Source organism: Streptosporangium sp. CA-135522, assembly GCF_050949235.1.
Classification (GTDB): Bacteria; Actinomycetota; Actinomycetes; order Streptosporangiales; family Streptosporangiaceae; genus Streptosporangium.
Genome location: NZ_CP192026.1, coordinates 5,738,562 through 5,754,790, shown reverse-complemented (window position 1 = coordinate 5,754,790; position 16,229 = coordinate 5,738,562). Strand labels below are relative to the sequence as shown.

General features: G+C 70.8%; 19 protein-coding genes. 10 read left to right on the top strand and 9 right to left on the bottom strand.

Annotated features, from left to right (window positions below):
• Window positions 1–124: 124 nt before the first annotated feature.
• Genes ACQPYK_RS27380 through ACQPYK_RS27360 form a run of 5 tightly spaced genes read left to right on the top strand, consistent with a single transcriptional unit; the run spans window position 125 to window position 5,118 of the window.
• Window positions 125–985 carry an ABC transporter substrate-binding protein gene (locus ACQPYK_RS27380; protein WP_433236612.1) on the top strand — a complete coding sequence of 287 codons (861 nt, stop codon included), beginning with the start codon at window positions 125–127 and terminating at the stop codon, window positions 983–985.
• The gene (locus ACQPYK_RS27375) at window positions 976–1,896 is read left to right on the top strand and encodes an amino acid ABC transporter permease (protein WP_433236609.1); all 921 of its coding nucleotides are present in this window, start codon (window positions 976–978) and stop codon (window positions 1,894–1,896) included. Before ACQPYK_RS27380 ends, ACQPYK_RS27375 begins: the two co-directional genes overlap by 10 nt.
• Window positions 1,896–2,660 (top strand): amino acid ABC transporter ATP-binding protein, encoded by a 765-nt coding sequence (locus ACQPYK_RS27370; RefSeq protein ID WP_433236606.1) that lies wholly within the window; start codon window positions 1,896–1,898, stop codon window positions 2,658–2,660. Before ACQPYK_RS27375 ends, ACQPYK_RS27370 begins: the two co-directional genes overlap by 1 nt.
• Window positions 2,657–4,261: an N-acyl-D-amino-acid deacylase family protein gene (locus ACQPYK_RS27365; RefSeq protein WP_433236603.1), complete on the top strand. Its 1,605-nt coding sequence runs from the start codon at window positions 2,657–2,659 to the stop codon at window positions 4,259–4,261. The genes ACQPYK_RS27370 and ACQPYK_RS27365 overlap by 4 nt, the downstream gene beginning before the upstream one ends.
• 50 nt (window positions 4,262–4,311) lie before the next feature.
• Window positions 4,312–5,118 carry a serine hydrolase gene (locus ACQPYK_RS27360; RefSeq protein WP_433236600.1) on the top strand — a complete coding sequence of 269 codons (807 nt, stop codon included), beginning with the start codon at window positions 4,312–4,314 and terminating at the stop codon, window positions 5,116–5,118.
• 19 nt (window positions 5,119–5,137) lie between these two features.
• Here the strand turns inward: ACQPYK_RS27360 and ACQPYK_RS27355 are convergent, their stop codons facing one another.
• The 4 genes from ACQPYK_RS27355 to ACQPYK_RS27340 all read right to left on the bottom strand — a co-directional run bounded on the left by ACQPYK_RS27355 (window position 5,138) and on the right by ACQPYK_RS27340 (window position 9,436).
• Entirely contained in the window at window positions 5,138–6,049 is a 912-nt protein-coding gene (locus ACQPYK_RS27355) for a LysR family transcriptional regulator (RefSeq protein ID WP_433236597.1), read from the bottom strand.
• Between the two features lie 99 nt (window positions 6,050–6,148).
• Window positions 6,149–7,195: a YihY/virulence factor BrkB family protein gene (locus ACQPYK_RS27350; protein WP_433236594.1), complete on the bottom strand. Its 1,047-nt coding sequence runs from the start codon at window positions 7,193–7,195 to the stop codon at window positions 6,149–6,151.
• Window positions 7,196–7,280: 85 nt separating this feature from the next.
• Window positions 7,281–8,225, bottom strand: a complete 945-nt coding sequence (locus ACQPYK_RS27345; RefSeq protein ID WP_433236591.1) for a siderophore-interacting protein — start codon at window positions 8,223–8,225, stop codon at window positions 7,281–7,283.
• 59 nt (window positions 8,226–8,284) lie between these two features.
• On the bottom strand, window positions 8,285–9,436 hold the full coding sequence (locus tag ACQPYK_RS27340; protein WP_433236588.1) for a CHAP domain-containing protein: 1,152 nt from the start codon (window positions 9,434–9,436) through the stop codon (window positions 8,285–8,287).
• Window positions 9,437–9,834: 398 nt separating this feature from the next.
• Between ACQPYK_RS27340 and ACQPYK_RS27335 the strand changes: the two genes are divergently transcribed.
• Window positions 9,835–10,284: a hypothetical protein gene (locus ACQPYK_RS27335; protein WP_433236585.1), complete on the top strand. Its 450-nt coding sequence runs from the start codon at window positions 9,835–9,837 to the stop codon at window positions 10,282–10,284.
• A 128-nt stretch (window positions 10,285–10,412) separates the two neighbouring features.
• On the opposite strand, the gene ACQPYK_RS27330 is transcribed toward ACQPYK_RS27335, so the two are convergent.
• Window positions 10,413–10,706 carry a hypothetical protein gene (locus ACQPYK_RS27330; RefSeq protein WP_433236582.1) on the bottom strand — a complete coding sequence of 98 codons (294 nt, stop codon included), beginning with the start codon at window positions 10,704–10,706 and terminating at the stop codon, window positions 10,413–10,415.
• 44 nt (window positions 10,707–10,750) lie between these two features.
• Window positions 10,751–11,038, bottom strand: coding sequence for a hypothetical protein (locus tag ACQPYK_RS27325; protein ID WP_433236579.1), 288 nt, complete (start codon window positions 11,036–11,038; stop codon window positions 10,751–10,753).
• 244 nt (window positions 11,039–11,282) lie between these two features.
• Between ACQPYK_RS27325 and ACQPYK_RS27320 the strand changes: the two genes are divergently transcribed.
• Window positions 11,283–11,693 (top strand): HIT family protein, encoded by a 411-nt coding sequence (locus tag ACQPYK_RS27320; RefSeq protein WP_433236576.1) that lies wholly within the window; start codon window positions 11,283–11,285, stop codon window positions 11,691–11,693.
• A 113-nt stretch (window positions 11,694–11,806) separates the two neighbouring features.
• Here ACQPYK_RS27320 and ACQPYK_RS27315 read toward each other — a convergent pair whose 3' ends face one another.
• Window positions 11,807–12,385, bottom strand: a complete 579-nt coding sequence (locus ACQPYK_RS27315) for a thioredoxin domain-containing protein (protein ID WP_433236573.1) — start codon at window positions 12,383–12,385, stop codon at window positions 11,807–11,809.
• A 343-nt stretch (window positions 12,386–12,728) separates the two neighbouring features.
• Window positions 12,729–13,724, bottom strand: a complete 996-nt coding sequence (locus ACQPYK_RS27310; protein ID WP_433236570.1) for an ADP-ribosylglycohydrolase family protein — start codon at window positions 13,722–13,724, stop codon at window positions 12,729–12,731.
• 175 nt (window positions 13,725–13,899) lie between these two features.
• Here ACQPYK_RS27310 and ACQPYK_RS27305 point away from each other — a divergent pair, with 175 nt between their 5' ends.
• From ACQPYK_RS27305 to ACQPYK_RS27295, 3 genes are all read left to right on the top strand, one after another.
• Window positions 13,900–14,028, top strand: coding sequence for a hypothetical protein (locus ACQPYK_RS27305; RefSeq protein ID WP_433236567.1), 129 nt, complete (start codon window positions 13,900–13,902; stop codon window positions 14,026–14,028).
• Between the two features lie 339 nt (window positions 14,029–14,367).
• The gene (locus ACQPYK_RS27300) at window positions 14,368–14,577 is read left to right on the top strand and encodes a hypothetical protein (protein ID WP_433236564.1); all 210 of its coding nucleotides are present in this window, start codon (window positions 14,368–14,370) and stop codon (window positions 14,575–14,577) included.
• 3 nt (window positions 14,578–14,580) lie between these two features.
• Window positions 14,581–14,925: a DUF1036 domain-containing protein gene (locus ACQPYK_RS27295; protein ID WP_433236561.1), complete on the top strand. Its 345-nt coding sequence runs from the start codon at window positions 14,581–14,583 to the stop codon at window positions 14,923–14,925.
• Window positions 14,926–15,216: 291 nt separating this feature from the next.
• On the opposite strand, the gene ACQPYK_RS27290 is transcribed toward ACQPYK_RS27295, so the two are convergent.
• Window positions 15,217–15,990: an NUDIX hydrolase gene (locus ACQPYK_RS27290; protein WP_433236558.1), complete on the bottom strand. Its 774-nt coding sequence runs from the start codon at window positions 15,988–15,990 to the stop codon at window positions 15,217–15,219.
• Window positions 15,991–16,229: the final 239 nt, after the last annotated feature.

The window sequence follows — 16,229 nt, the reverse complement described above, 5'->3', positions numbered from 1 at the left end:
TGAATTTTTCGATGCTGAGGCTCGCAAGCATTCATCTGTGTTGGGGCTGTTATCTCCGATCGGGAGCATGAGCTCACCTATCCGCAAACCGGGAGCTTCTATGACAAAGCGCCTTTATTCGGTCATGGCTGTCGCACTGGCCGTCTCGGCATTCGCCGGCGGGTGCGGGCGCTCGTCGTCGGGGACCGACGCCGGCGCCGGCGCCGCCTCGGCGGCGGGCAAGGCCGCCAAAGACCTGGTGCCCGAGGCCGTGCGGAAGTCCGGTGAGCTTCGCATGGCGACCTCGGAGGGTTACCCGCCGATGGAGATGTACAAGCCGGGCACCCAGGACCTCACCGGCGTCGATCCGGACCTCGCCGCCGCGATCGCGGCCAAGCTCGGCCTGAAGGCCAAGGTGACCAACGCCGCCTTCGACGGCCTGATCCCGGGCCTGCAGGCGGGCCGCTGGGACGTGGTGATGTCCTCCATGAGCGACACCGAGGAACGCCGCGCGGCCGTCGACTTCGTCGACTACTTCAACGCCGGCGGGGCCATCATGGTCAAGAAGGGCAACCCCGAGGGCATCAAGACCCTCGAAGACCTGTGCGGCCGCGCCGTGGTGCTGGCCAAGGGCAGCTCGAACCTCGCGATCGGGCAGCGGCAGGACGACAAGTGCGCCGAGAAGATGAAGATCATGCAGAGCGAGGACGCGCCGACCGGCCTGCTGAGCATCGACTCCGGGCGGGCGGTCGCCACCATCGTCGACTCGCCCGTCGCGGCGATGTACGCCAAGGACACCGGCAAGTACGACGTGCTGCCCGAGCAGTACGACGCCGGCCCCTGGGGCATCGCGATCGACCGGCGCAACACCGCGCTGCGCGACGCCGTGGCCATGGCCATGCGGGAGCTGGCGGCCGACGGCGGCTACAAGACGGTCCTGGAGAAGTACGGCGTGGCGAGCAACGCCGTGCCCGAGGTCATGGTCAACACCAGGCCATGGAAGTGACCGCTTCCCCCGAGGCCGCCGAGGCCGCGCACCTGCCGATCGACGCGATCCGCCCGCCGAGGCCCGGCCGGTGGATCGCGGCGGCGGTCGCCGGACTCGCCCTCGTCTGGCTGGCCTACACGATCATCGTCAACGAGAACCTGCACTGGGACGTCATCGCCGCCTACCTGACCGACGGCAGGATCCTCGGCGGCCTGTGGGTCACCATCCAGCTCACCGTGCTGTCGATGGCGATCGGCCTGGCACTGGGCATTCTCGCCGCGGTGATGCAGCTGTCCGACAGTCCCGTGCTGCGGGGCGCCTCCGGGCTCTACACCTGGTTCTTCCGCGGCACCCCGCTGCTGGTCCAGCTCATCTTCTGGTTCAACATCGGGCTGGTCTTCCCCTCCTTCGGCATAGGTGTGCCGTTCGACGGTCCCAAGCTGGTCGAGTGGCAGGCCAACGAGCTGATCACGCCCTTCACCGCGGCCCTGCTCGGGCTGGCGATCAATGAGGGCGCCTACATGGCGGAGATCGTCCGGGCGGGTATCCGGTCGGTGGACCCCGGCCAGCGCGAGGCGGCCGAGGCACTGGGCATGTCGCATCGGCAGGTGCTCCGCCGGGTGGTGCTCCCCCAGGCGATGCGGGTGATCGTCCCGCCCACCGGCAACCAGTTCATCTCGATGCTCAAGACCACCTCGATGGTCTCGGTCATCGCCGGAGCCGAGCTGCTGACCGTGTCCCAGCGCATCTACCTCGGCAACTTCGAAGTGATCGCGATGCTCGTCGTCGCCTCCGTCTGGTACATCGTGCTCACCACCATCGCGAGCGTCGGCCAGCACTTCATCGAGAAGCGGTTCGAGCGCGGCCACCACGCGCTCCAGGTCAGGGTCCGCCGCAACCTGCGGCCGTTCGGCAAGGGGAACGCGTGATGACCGAACCCATGGTCAGGATCCGCTCGGTGCGCAAGTGCTTCGGCGCCGTCGAGGTGCTCAAGGGAATCAGCCTGGACGTGCCCGAGGGCGGTGTGGTCTGCGTCGTCGGACCGTCCGGGTCGGGCAAATCGACGCTGCTGCGCTGTGTCAACCGGTTGGAGACCATCGACTCCGGCCGCATCTGGGTGGACGGCGACCTGATCGGCTATGCCGAACACGGCGACCGGCTCCACCACCTGCGGCCCGCCCGGCTCTGCCGGCAACGGCAGGACATCGGCATGGTGTTCCAGCGCTTCCATCTGTTCCCGCACCGTACCGCGCTGGAGAACGTCATGGAGGGCCTGGTCGTCGTCAAAGGCGTCACCAAGGGCGACGCCCGCGTCAGGGCGCTGCACCTGCTGGAGCGGGTGGGCCTGGCCGGCCGGGCGGATCACTACCCCGCCCAGCTCTCCGGAGGCCAGCAGCAGCGCGTGGCGATCGCCCGCAGCCTGGCCATGGACCCCAAGCTCATGCTCTTCGACGAGCCGACCAGCGCGCTCGACCCCGAACTGGTCCAGGAGGTGCTGGCGGTCATGCGCGATCTGGCCGCCAGCGGCATGACGATGATGGTGGTGACCCACGAGATGGGCTTCGCGCGCGAAGTCGGCGACGACCTCGTCTTCATCGACGGTGGGGTGATCGTCGAGCGGGGACACCCTCGCGACGTGCTCGCCGACCCGAGCCACGAACGCTTCCGCGCCTTCCTGGGGCAGGTCCTTTGATCCACTTCGACCTGCTGCTGCGAGGCGGCCTGGTGATCGACGGCACAGCGGGGCGCGACGCCTCCCGGCGCGCCGACGTCGGCGTCCTCGACGGCCGTCTCACCCTACTGCCCCCGGGGGCCCCGGCCGGCGCGCGCGAGAGCGCGGACCTGACCGGCCTCGTCCTCGCCCCCGGCTTCATCGACGTGCACACCCACTCCGACGGCGTCACCCTGATCGACGGGGAGCTGGGCGGTGACATGGTCCGGGCCGCGGTCCTTCAGGGAGTGACCACGGAGATCTGCGGCAACTGCGGCTCCAGCCTCTTTCCCGCACTGCCGGAACGGTTGGCCGCGATGCGCGCGGAGACCCGGGTCTACTTCGGCGGCGACGTCGGGATGTACGAGGGGTTCGCCGAGTTCGCCGCCGCGCACGCGGCCGTGCCCCGGGCCAATCACCTCGCCTCCCTGGTCGGGCACGGCACGCTCCGCGCCGGAGTGATCGGCCCCGTCGACCGGGCCGCCACCCCGCGGGAGCTGCGGACCATGTGCGCCCTTCTCGACCGGGCGCTGTCGGCGGGCGCCGCCGGGCTCTCGACCGGCCTCATCTACACCCCCGGCACCTACGCGAGCACCGACGAGGTCGTCGCCCTGGCCGCCGTCGCGGCCGGGCACGGCAAGCCGTACGTCACCCACCTGCGCGATGAGATGTCGCGGGTGGAGGAGGCGCTGGAGGAGGCCGTCGAGATCGGGCGCAGGAGCGGCGCCCCGCTGCACGTCTCCCACCACAAGACGGCGGGCAAGTACGCCTGGGGGCGCACCGAGCGCACCCTGCCGAGGATCGCCGCCCTGCGCGCCGAGGGCATGGACGTGACCTGCGACGTCTACCCCTACACCGCGGGGAGCACCGCGCTGGGCGCGATGCTTCCGCCCTGGGCCTCGGACGGCGGCGTCGCCGCGCTGACGGCACGGCTGGCCGATCCCGCCCAGCGTGACCGGATGCGCCGTGCCATCGCCGAGGGCGTCCCCGGCTGGGAGAACACCGTCGGCAACGGCGGCTGGGACCGTATCTCGATCGCCTGCGCACCACGCCACCCCGAGACGGAGGGACGCACGATCGCCGAGCTGGCCGCCGCGCAGGGCCAGGATCCCGTGGACCTGGTCGCCGCACTGCTCCGCACCGAGCAGGGCGAGGTCACGATCATCAGCCATTCCATGGTCGAGGAAGACGTGCGGCGGGTGCTGGCCGCGCCGTACTCCATGATCGGCTCCGACGGCGTGCCCAAGCCCGGTGGCCGGCCCCACCCGCGCTGGGCGGGGACGTTCCCGCGCGTGCTCGGGCGCTACGTCCGCGAACTGGGGCTGCTGAGCCTGGAGACGGCGGTGCACAAGATGACGGGCATGGCCGCGGCCAGGTTCGGGCTGGCGGGACGCGGTGTGATCAGGGACGGCGCGCACGCCGACCTCGTCGCCTTCGACCCGGCCTCGATCATCGACGGCGCCACCTTCGCCGCCCCGCTGGTCGCGCCGGCGGGAATCCACTCGGTGATCGTCGCCGGCGAGACCGTGGTCCGGGACGGGGCCGAGACCGGCGCCCGGCCGGGGCAGGTGTTGCGCGCATGAACGGTGATCCCGTGACCGGCCGTGATCGCGGCCTCTGGAAGGATGAGGCGATGACAGAGCTCGACGCGCCGGGTGACAACGGCGCGCGTACGGTGGCCGTCTCGGTTCCGGGACTGATCTCCATCGACGAGGACACCGAGCTGGCCCTCGCGAGCACCGGCAAGCTGCTGCTGCTCGCCGTGGTGGCACGGGGCATCGCCGAAGGCGGCCTCGACCCCGGCGAGGTGGTGGAGCTTCGCGACGACGACCGCTGCGGCGGCTCCGGCCTTCTCGGTGTCCTGTCCGGCCGCCGCTGGACGATCGGCGACCTCGCCGTGCTCACCGCGTCGGTGAGCGACAACACCGCCACCAACGCGCTGCTGCGGCGGATCGGCCTGGACCGGGTGGCCGAGGGCGCCGCCGGACTGGGCTTCGCGCGCACCCGCGTCCTCGACCGGATCCGGGAGCCACGGCTGCCGTCGCACCCGCCGGCCTTCGCGGTGGGTACGGCGGGCGAGCTCGCCCGGTTCGCCGCCGGGCTCGACGGGCGACGGGAGTGGACCCGGCTCCTGCTCGGCTGGATGGCGCACAACACCGACCGGAGCCTGGTGCCGGCCCTGCTGCCGCACGAGCCGGAGGATCGGCAACCGCCCGTCTCCGTCCCGCCCGGGAGGGTCTGGGTGGCCAACAAGACCGGCACCGACGTCGGCGTGCGGGCCGACGTCGGCGTGATGGTCGGCTCCGGCCGCCGGATCGGCTACGCCGTGCTGGCCAACGGTCCCGCCGGAGACGAGCACGCCCTGGTGGAGAGCGTCCGCCGGGCCGGCCTGGACATCGGCCGCCTGGCCGGGCTCCGCGGGCTGCCCGAGGACCGCTGAGCCCGCGCCGTCCCGGGTCTCAGCGCAGGGCGTTGCGGATCTGGGCCGAGGCGTCGCGCAGGTAGTCGATGAAGGAACGCAGCGCCGGATTGGGGTTGGTCGGGCGGGTGGCGGCACCGATCCTGCGGTAGAGGCGGGGGCCGTCCAGCCTGCACACCTGGATGCCGGAGGCGCCCTGCGCGCCGAGGCTGGGCACCAGCGCCACTCCCAGCCCTGCTCGGACCAGCCCGAGCGTGACCTCATAGTGGTCACTGCGGCAGCGGATCATCGGGCTGAACCCCTCCAGCGCGCTGGCCCGCTCCAGTACCGAGACCGGGGTGTCGGTGCCGTACGTGGTGATCCACGGCTCGCCGGCCAGGTCGGCGAGCCGTACCCGCCGCCGCTGTCCCGCCGGATGTCCGGGCGGCACGACCAGGAGCTGCGGTTCGTCGAACAGGTGGGTGATCTCGACCCCCTCCGGCGGCTTCCAGGGGTCGAGCGCGTGCTCGAAGACCACCAGAACGTCGAGCGCGCCGCGTTCCAGGTCGGGCAGGAGCTCGTGCGGCTGGCCGAGTACCAGGTCGAGCTCCACGGCGGGGTGGCGGGCGGTGAAGGTCGATAGCGCCAGAGGCAGCAGCCGGTATCCCGCGGAGGCGAAGAACCCGATCCGCAACTGCCCGGCATCGGCCCTGGCCTGTGCCAGCAGGTCCTTCTCCGCGGCCTCGATGATGTCGAGCACCTCCTGCGCCCGGGTCGCCAGCCGCCGCCCGGCCGCGGTCAGCCGCAGGCTCTGCGCGCCCCGCTCGACCAAGCCCACGCCGGCCTCCTCCTCCAGCTTGGACAGCTGGTGGGACACGGCGGACGGCGAGAGCCGCAGGGTGCGCGCGGCTCCCGCGATGCTTCCCGTCCGGAAGACCTCGACAAGCACCCGCAGGCGGTGACTGCTCAGCATCGTTCCAGTATCGGGACGGCGCGAATGGTCGGACCGGCGGGGGTCGGCGAGCCGTCCCGGCCTGTACCGGGACGGCTCGGGTGGTCGGGCGGGCGGGGGTCAGCGAGCCGTCCCGGCCTGTCGCGGTGCCCGTGTCCGCCGCAGGCGGCGCAGCGCTTTCGCGGTGAAACCGGTGCGCGCCGGAGGAGAGGACGCCGGGGAAGGGCGACGGGAGACGTCGGGAGAGGCGGCAGAGATGGCGGCCGGGGCGGCGGCAGGGGCGGCGGGGCGGCGTACGGCCAGGTCGACGATGTCGCCGGTGGTGCTGGTGGCGGTGAGCGCGGCGGCGAACAGGATGAGCTGGTTGAGCATCTTGAGGAAGGCGAGCAACGCGACGGCACCGGCCACGACCTGGTAGGCGGGATTGGCCGCGGTGAGCCCCAGATAGAGCTGTCCGATGGTCTTCAGGATCTCCAGGCCGAGGCTGATGAACAGCGCGGGCCCGAGCACCCGGCGCAGCGGCAGCCGCAGCCGCGGCGGCGCGGTGAGCAGGGCGACCGCCAGGAGGGTGTTCACCCCGAGGCCGAGCACGAAGGCGACCGCGCCGAGCAACCACTGCGTCGGGGCGTCGTCGACGCCCACGGTGTGCACCAGCAGCCAGTTCAGCAGCGTCTCGGTGGCGAAGGCCACCGCGAGGCAGGCCGACAGCAGCACGCCGAGCCCGGCCAGCACGGCCAGGTCGATGAGCTGGCGGATGAGAAAGCGGCCCGGATACTCCTCGATCCGCCAGATCGCCCTGATCGCCGACCGCAGGGTGTCCATCCAGAACAGGCCGGTGACCGGCAGGCCGATGAGGGCGATCGCCCCGGCCGTGCTCCTGGCGTCGCGCAGCGCCTGCACGTCGAGGCGGGGGAAGTTGTCGGTGAGGTAGCGCTGAACCGTCCGGATCACCTGCGGATCGTCCAGGACGTGTCCGATGATCGCGAAGCTCAGCAGCCCCAGGGCGAACAGGGCGAAGAACGCGTAGTAGGTGAGCGCGGCCGACAACCGTCCGCCGTCCGTCTGGTCATAACGCGCGCCGGCGCGGATCAGATGATCCAACCAGCCGTGGCGGCGGGCACGCGTCCAGAACGTCGCGATCCGCCCGGTGAATCCCCTGACCGTCATGCACCATCACTACCCCACGCCCACCGGACTACCGCCCGCGGGCCGGCACGTGATCGTTCGCCGTGTTCTCCGGCCGCGACCTCTTTCAGCCGGTCTCCGACCGTCCCAGCCGCCAGTAGCCCATGAACGCCACCGATGAGCGGTCGATCCCGGCCTCCTGCACGAGGTGGCGGCGCAACAGCTTCACCATCCCGGCCTCACCGGCCAGCCAGGCGTAGAGGCCGCCGTCCGGGGCGTGCGGGACCTCCCACAGGATCTCCCCGTCGATGTCGACGTCCTCCAGGAGGGCTGTGGACTCCGGGGAAGCCGGGCAGCGGCCGCCCGCCGCGGTGATCTCGCCGAGGGCGTCGCGGACGGCCGGAATGAGCAGGTCGCCGTGGCGGCCCGCCTCGCGGGGCAGCCAGGTGACCCGCACGTCCGGCCGTACGTTCAGGGGGAGCGCGTCGGCGGCCCGCGGTACTTCCAACAGGACCGTGGCCCGTACGTCGCCGGGCAGGCTCTCGGCGATGCAGGAGATGGCCGGAACGGCGGTCTCGTCACCGGCGAGCAGCAGGTGCGCCGCCCTGGCGGGGGGCGCCCATTCCTGTCCGCCGGTGGGTCCGGGGCAGGCCGTGTTGGGCCCGACGACGATGATCCGGTGGCCGGGGGCGGCGTGGATCGCCCAGCGGGAGGCGGGGCCGGTGTCGCCGTGGAGCACGAAGTCGACGTCGAGCTCACCCTGCCCCGGCCGGACTGCGCGCACGGTGTAGGTGCGGATCGGGTTGCGCAGTTCCACCGGCAGCGCCCGCCATTGCTGATACCAGTCGGCCCCGTCGCCAAGCGGGGTGAAGCGGTCGCCGGGCAGCGGAAGGATCAGCTTGATGCGCTGGTCGAACCCGTTGTCGGCGAAGCCGGACAGTTCCTCGCCGCCGAAGGTGATCCGGACGAAGCTCGGGCTGAGCCGCGCCGTCCGCAGGACCCGCACGTGGAAGGCACGGTAGGCGGGGATCTCCGCGGCGCGCTCCGGCGCCTGCTCACTGACGACTGTCATCGTGCCGCCTTCGCTCGGGAACATGTCGCGAGCAACTTAGCTTTGCCTAACCTTATTAATCAAGTCGGTCGTGGCGCGCCTTCCCGTTCCGGCGCCCGTTCGGCCGGCGGGGAGGAGTACGGCCGGCGGCCCGCCCGGGCGCCCGCCGCACGTCGCGGAACGGCCTCGCTCGCCGGCACGCCGTCATCTGCTGGAGCGGGGGACCGCAGGAGCCGTGTCCGTGCTGCGGGGCCACCGAGGGCGGCCTGCGGTTCGGTGTCTCGGCGCGGCTGTTCGATGGTCGTCTGCCGGGATACATGCCGGGTCGCCTGCCTGGGCGCCTGTCTCCCGACGGGAACGCCCGTCCGATCGCCACCCGGTCCGGTGGCCGCCGCGGCCCACCTGCCCTGCCTGCGGTGCCGCCCGCCCGTGAGGACGCGAGCCCGTTCGCCCACCGGGTCGGCGACTCGGCCGTCGGCGAGGCCGTGAGATCGCCCCTCCGCCGGGCCGGGGGAGGGCGCCCCGACCCCGGCGCGTGACCGTCGCGCCACCGTGGCGCTCGGCCGGCGCCGGGCCAGGATGAGTGCGGCGCCCAGGACGAGGAGGAGCACTCCCGCGAGCGGCGCGGTCTCCGGAGGGAACGGAGGCGTCCCGGCACGGCCGACCGCGGGGGCCGCGGGGGAGGCGAGGGCGAGACCCGGGTGGGCCCCGGCCCGCCCCGCGGCCGGCAGGACGGTCGTGTCATTTCCGGAGGAGACACCCGCCAGCTTCTCCCTGACCTTGCGCGGCAGTCCGTAGCCGACGACCTTGTCCTCGTCGCGCGTTTTGCGTTTCAGCCAGACCCCGTCGACGTTGCCCTCGATGGTGTGGAGCGTTCCACCATCGACGCTCTCGACGATCCCGACGTGGTCGATGCCTTTGATGTCCTTGCCGCCGGACCAGTCGAAGAAGACCAGCGCCCCCGGCTCCGGCCGTGTGGACCACGCGCCCCGCGTCTCGAACCAGCGGGCGTGGGAGGGCGTCCAGGCGAACTGGCCGACGAAGTCCGCGATGCCCGCCTTCTCGGCGGCCCAGGCGATGACCATGTCGCACCAGGGCGCCGTCTTGTACTGGGGATCACGGGCGACACTGGTGGAGTACCACTCGCCGAACGTGGTGTGCTGGCCGGCCCGCTCCCGGTAGCCGAGCTCCGGCTCCATGACTTTGAGCAGATCGTCACCGATCGGGTCCATGGCCGCCCGCCACCCCGTCCACTCTCCCCCTTCCGCGAAGGGGTCACCGTCCGATAACGCTGGACTGTATTCAGCGGAAAGTTGAAAAGTCGGGCTTTTCGGTTAATTGGCCATTTTGAATGGTCGTCGCATACCGGATGCGACGACCGTGCCGCATCGAGGTGCTCGAACCTCTATCATTATCGGCCGCCTTCCCGCCGGGAGCCCCTGGGTGAGGCACCACGTGCCCGCGGCCCGTGGCCCGGGGCCGGACGCCGGCCGGGTGGTGGAGTCTCCACCCGCACCCGCACCCGCACCCGCACCCACGGACCGGGCAAGGGCGCAAACCAGGCATCGCCTGGTCGAATAGCATGTGCTCGCACGGTTACGGCATGCGCGAGGGGCGGGATGGGTTTTCCATGTTCGACGACAGGACACAGGAGACCCTCCGCCGCCTTCTTGACCTCGCGGAGCACCCCTCGACCCCGCAGACCGAGAGGGCCTTGGCCGTCACGCGGATCCGAGCGCTCATCATGGTGCCCGAGGGAGACGCGCGCCGTGCCCCCGTCACCCCGGCCATGGACGCCGACATCCTCAAGAAGGTCAGGCCGCTGACCCGGCGGGTCGACGAGGACCTGGTCAACGAGGTGCACGGTGACCTCTACGCCTTCAGCACCCGCTACCGGGTGATCGGCGAGGTCGCCGACGAGATGGCCCGTCTGCTCGAACGCTGGAGCGCCGTCGTTCCCGAGAAACGGCACCGCCACGAGGAACCGGTCCGCGTCGCGGCTTCGAAGCTGGCCTACCTCCTGGAGCGCCGTGACCTCTTCCGCAAGCCGAAGTGGAGCAATCGCCCGAGGCCGAAGTAGGAGCGTACGCCGGATCCGAGCCTCACGGGCTTCGTGAGGGGAGACGCCGAGTGCGTTCGCGCCGCGGCGGTCCTTCGGCGCGGGTGGTGCGGTCGGCGGCCGTGCGTTCGCCGACGGCCGTGCGCCGATCAGGACGAGGTGCCGCCGGTGGGAAGTTCGTCGGGGCCGACGGCCACGGTGTCGCAGGTGGCCAGTTCCCAGTGACTGACCTCCGGGGCGCTGAGGGCCGCGGTCACCTTCACGCGGATCTGCGCGGTGGTCGTGTCGTCGTCGGTGTGCACGCGGATGACGATGTCTCCGTTGGCCGCGGTGAGCTCTTTACGCCATTGCCCGGGCAGAAGGGAGAGTATCCGCACTCCGTCGATCGGCGAATTATGCGATGGCTCTGACGTGATTCGCCGTATTCTCAGCTCGACCAGCATTATTTGATTTCCTCACGTACTCCGGAGTCGTTCTCCGGAGTAATTTACAGCGTCGCGGCGGTGCCCGTGGCGGAGTCCCAGGTGGTGCCGTCGGTGCCGGCGGAGTCCCACGTGGTGCCGTCGGTGGAGTCCCAGGTGGTGCCGTCGGATCCCGCGGAGTCCCAGGTGGTCCCCGCCGCGAGCGGTGATGCGGAGTCCCAGGTGGTGCCGGTGGCCGTCGTGGCGAAGTGGCCGCCGATCCCGACGGTGAGGGCGACGGCACCGGTGACGATCGCGGCCGAAAGCTTGGCGACGAAATTGAATTCGACCGGGGAGACGGTGGAGTTCTTCATTTCTTAATCTCTTTTCTTGAGTGGTTGTTCTGTCCTCGCACAACCAACTCTGCGCCTTCCGCCGGCCCCGGACCAGGTGAAACGAAGGCAGCAAGTTCCCCGCCCGTGACAGCTTCCTGCCACCGGGCGCCGAAGGGCTCCACGGGTTCCGCCCGCCGGCCGGCGGCACGACATCCGGGCCGGGACCGGCCCCGCCGGGGATGACCAAAGGCACGTGGATCGGACACATGCGATCATGAGGCGGATGAGCGACTGTATTTTCTGCGAGATCGTCGCCGGACGGGCACCCGCCCATCGTGTCCTCGAAGACGAGAACACGATGGCCTTCCTCGACATCGCACCGGCCACCGCAGGTCACACACTGGTCGTGCCGCGCGGACACGCGCGAAACCTCTGGGAGATCTCCGAAGACTCCCACGCGCACGTCGCCCGGATGGTGCATCGAGTCGGCGCCCTGCTCAGGGCGGCGCTCGCCCCCGACGGCATGAGCGTCACGCACGCCACCGGCGAGGCCGCAGGGCAGGAGGTCTTCCACTTCCACGCCCATGTCGTTCCACGATGGAAGGGGGATGAGCTGCGCGTCATGTGGAACCCCCGGCGGGCTTCGCACCAGGAGCTCGAGAAGGTCGTGGAGCGGATCGCCGCAGTTCGGTGAGTTCGGAGAGCTCCCTGAGCTCAGGGAAACAGGTTTCCGCCGGATGCCGATCGATGGGCCGACGTCCCGGGAGTCTCGCCGCCGCCCGTGCGAAGCGGCCCTGGCCCGCCGGGTCAACGGACGGCGGACGCCACGGCGGCGACGATCGTCTGGGGGCTCGCCGGTACGGCCGTGCCGCCGACGAGGACGGTCGGCGTGCCGCTCACCCCTCGCCCGATGGCCCGATCCGTCACGTAGGCCGTCCAGTCGAGGTAGGTGCCGTTGCGCACGCACGCGCCGAAGTCCGGGTCGGTGAGCCCGACCAGCGCGCCGATCTCCACCAGATCGTCGCCGGAGAGCCCCGGCCCTCCCTCGGGGGGCTGGTTGGTGAAGAGCGCGGAGGCGTACGCGACGAATTTCCCGCCGTCGGAGGCGCATCCCGAGGACGCGGACGCGCGGGAGGAGTAGCGGTCGGTGGACAACCCGTCCAGGAAACCCATCGGGTGGTAGACGAGGCTGATCACGCCGTCCTCCACCAGCTTGTGCAACGTCGGCCTGGACGCCTGCTCGAACATCTTGCAGTAAGGGCACAGGAAGTCGATGTAGGCGTCCACGGTGACCGGGCCGGAGCCGACGACGATGCCGTCCTTGTCGGCGGAGGCCCCCGCCGGCACGTGGGGTGGCGCCGCTGTCCGGTGTGATGGCGTGCTCATGAACTCCTCCTCGCGACACGGGCGGAGGGGTGCGTGGCAATGCGCCCGAAAAATGCTTTTTCAGCCGGTGCTATCCGGGCCCTACCCAGGGTCGGAACGGCGCAGCGTAAAGACGGCCCAAAACCGGATCGCGAAGCGGTCCCGTCCTGCCCGATCCCCCTCCTGCCGGTCCTGTCCGGTCCCGCCCGGTCCTGCCCGATCCCCCTCCTGCCGGTCCTGTCCGGTCCCGCCCGGTCCTGCTCGGCGCCCTCTTGCCCGGCCTCGGCCGTCGCGGATGTACGGCCCAGGCCCGGGCCGGGGAGCGGCCACTCGGGCCGCTTCGCGGCGCCTCGGCGCCGAGCGATCAGGCGGAGGGATAGCGGGAGGTCAGATCGTAGGCGGCGACGAAGTCGTCGGCGACCCGCAGGATGGTGTCCCGGCCCTCGACGACCGACGTCCAGTCGGCGGGCAGAGCGGCTTCGCCGTGCCAGGCGCCGAGGATGTTGCCGCAGATGGCGCCGGTGGAGTCGGAGTCGCCGGAGTGGTTGACCGACAGAAGCAGCGCCCTGCGCGGATCGGGCTCGACGAGGGCGCAGTACAGGGCGATGGCCAGCGCCTCTTCGGCGACCCAGCCCTGGCCGAGGCTCTCCACCTTCTGCGCGGTGGGGCCGCCCTTCGCCGCGAGGTCCCGGGCCGCCTCGACGGCTTCGGCCGTCTCTCCGTGCGTGACGGTCTCCGCGACGGCCTCGAACAGCGACCTGCCTCGCACCAGCCCCTCGATGAGATCGGCCAGGGCGCCGGAGGCGACGGCGGCGGTCGGGTGGCCGTGGGTGATCCGGGCGGCCGCCCGGGCCGAACCGGCCTGACCGGGGACCAGGCCGAACGGGGCGGAGCGCATCACCGTGCCACAGCCCTTGGAATCGGGGTTGACGGGTCCGTGTCCCGGCGGGAACTCCGGAGGGGGCGGCAGGATGCCCGAGCGCAGCCCTGACAGGCAGGCGTTGCCCGGCGCGCGCCGGGCGTAGAGCCACGGCTGCCGCCGGAGCCAGCCCGTGCGGAGACGGTCGTCCGGGGCTGCGGGCGTGGCCCGGTTCTGGGTGTCGAGCCAGCGCAGATAGGCCTCGTGCAGGCTCTCCAGCACGCCGCCGCCGTGCAGGCGCGAGCGGATCAGCCCCTCCGCGGTGAACAGTGTCATCTGCGTGTCGTCGGTGACGACGGTCTCCACCATGGTGGTCAGCCCGGCGGGGCCGAACTCGGCACGGATCTGGGCCAGGGTCATGAACTCGACGGGATTGCCGAGAGCGTCGCCGACCGCGCCGCCCAGCAGGCAACCTCGCACGCGGGAGCCGTACGGGAGCATGACTGAACCCTAGTGCCGCGTTCCTCGAAGGGCATCTCCGAAGGGCGGCCAGGTCGTCCAGACTCCTGGAACTCGACGTGATCGCGGCCGTGGTGGCCGTGGTCATCGGCGGGCCCCTGCTCACCGGCGGCTCGGGGCCCTCGGCGGCACGATCGCGGGGGCGCTGCTCCCGGGCGTGATCCAGAATCCGATCAACCGGGTCGGCACCCTCAACGCCTCGTTCCAGCCGGTGGTGAGCGGGCTCTTCCTCGCTCTGGTGGTGGTCGTGCACCGCTTCCTGGGCGGGACCCGCCGGGTGGAGTGACCGGGTGGAGTGACCGGCGGACCGGAACGCCGACGGGACCCCGGACATCGTCCGGGGTCCCGTCATTTATCAGCATATAAAATAATGTCTCGATATTTTCCGGATCAGGGTATGCGGGTTTCACGGTCCGGGTCTGCGTTATTTTCCAGGCATGCCGAACAAAGACTGAAATAAGCGGTAGGGCATCTTATCGAATATTTACTTCCGGCCGAACATGGAAATCCGTGTTCGGTCGCCGCTTTTTCCGTGATCTATTTACCTGACCCTTTACGCGCCTTGGCTATTACTGTAAATTCCTGCTCAGTCACTCAACGCGTTCAAAGAATGGAGTTGAGCCACATGCCGGACAACGGCACCGAACGTCTGCCCGATCCACGGGTGGCGTTCGCGGACGCGATTCAGGCCAATACGGGCGAGCTGAACGCCCGGGTGGGGACGGCGGATCGGATCGCCGCCGCCGCGGGGGCCGACGACCACCTGCCGCCCCTGGCCGACCAGCCGATCGACGCCCGGCCGCTGACCCAGCGGTTCACGGAATCGGAGGAGTAGGCGATGGAGCTGCACTTCCGTAACCGCTACACCTCCAAGGTGTGGGTCGCGATCATGTTCTACAGCCCCGACGGCTGCCGGGACTACGGTCAGTGGGGCACCCGAGGATGGTGGGCCATCGACCCGGGTGGCGAGGCGCACGTCCTCAACACCAACAACCGCTATGCCGCTTTCTACGCCGAGGCCGCCAACGGAGCCATCTGGACCGGGCCCTACGGGCCGATCTACGTCTATCCGTACGCCTTCGACTCCTGCCTCAACATCGGCAGCACCGGCGGCAGGGTCGTCGGCACACGCCTGGTCGATCTGAACGGCTATTCCCGCTACTACGTCAATCTCGTCGCCTGACCGAAAGACCCTCGCGCGGTTCCCCCGCCGCCTGATGTGAGAATTCCCGGTGCGGTCCCCCTCTCCGCCCGACCGAATTCCCCCGCACGGTTCCCCTCGCCGCCCGGATCGAAATGTCCTCATGCGCGTTTCCCGCCGCCTGACACGAGCATTCCGCACGCGGTTCCCTCGCCGCCCGATCGGAACGTCCCTGCGCGCGTTTCCCTGAACGCAGCCCTCAAGGCTGCGTGGAGGGGCCTCCACCGGCCCCTCCACCCCTCACGTTTCCACCCAGGAGACGCGAAGGGGTACTCAGCCCCATTCGTGCAGTGCGAAGGGCCGGCCGTCCATGACGGCGCGCAGAGCCGCCGCCGGGTAGTCGACAATGTCCTCGGGGAGTGCTTCCTGGGGGTACCACGCTATCTCGCTGCACTTGTCGGGCTCGGCGTTGTACGGCTCGCTGCTCCAGCGTTCGGCGACGAAGAAGAGCCCGATCCGCTCCGGCGCCCGGTGCATGGCGTGGACGAAGGTGAGGTCGTCCGGCTCGATGACGACGCCCACCTCCTCGCGGGCCTCGCGGACCACGGCGCCGACCGCCGACTCGCCCTCCTCCAGATGACCGCTGGGCAGGTGCCACAGGCCGTCGGCGTATCCGGTGCCGGCCCGGCGGGCGAGGAGCACGGTACCGTCGCGGACCAGCAGGACGTGGACGTCGACGATGGCCCGAAAGCGCGCCTTCTTCACCCGGTGGGGAAGGGGATCCCGGCGCCGGTCGAGCGCCTGGGCCCACTTGACGGCGACGGCAGCCACCTGGACCAGCTCGGTCCGCAGGGCGTCCGAGCCCTCCTCGGCGAAGGCTTCGAGCACCTCCTCCTGCAGGATGTGCCGCCAGGTCAGCCGCCCCTCCTCGGCCGCCTCGGAGACCGCCCTCTTCGCCTCCTCCGCAGCCGCCGCACGGTCCTGGCCGGTGCCGTCGCGAAGATCCTGGATGCCCCACATGGCGTCCTGGGCCACCCGTTCGGCGGCGACGTCGGCGAGCACCTTCGCCAGCGAGCCGGGCACCCCGTAATCACCGTCGGACGTCATGGAAGAGCTCCCCTCGTCGGTCGCGCTGCTCCCGCGCGGCGGTCCGCGCAGTGACTCGCGCGGCGGTCCGCGCCGTAGCCGGCGCGGTAGTTCGGACGACGCCGTAGCCGGCACAGTAGCTCGGACGACCCGCGCGCGGCGGCCGTTCAGGGGCGCAGGACGACCTTGCCCGCCGTCCGCGAGCTGATCGGCGAGCTCCGAGCCCGCTGCGCCAAGCGGTTCGCCACCGTGGGCTGACG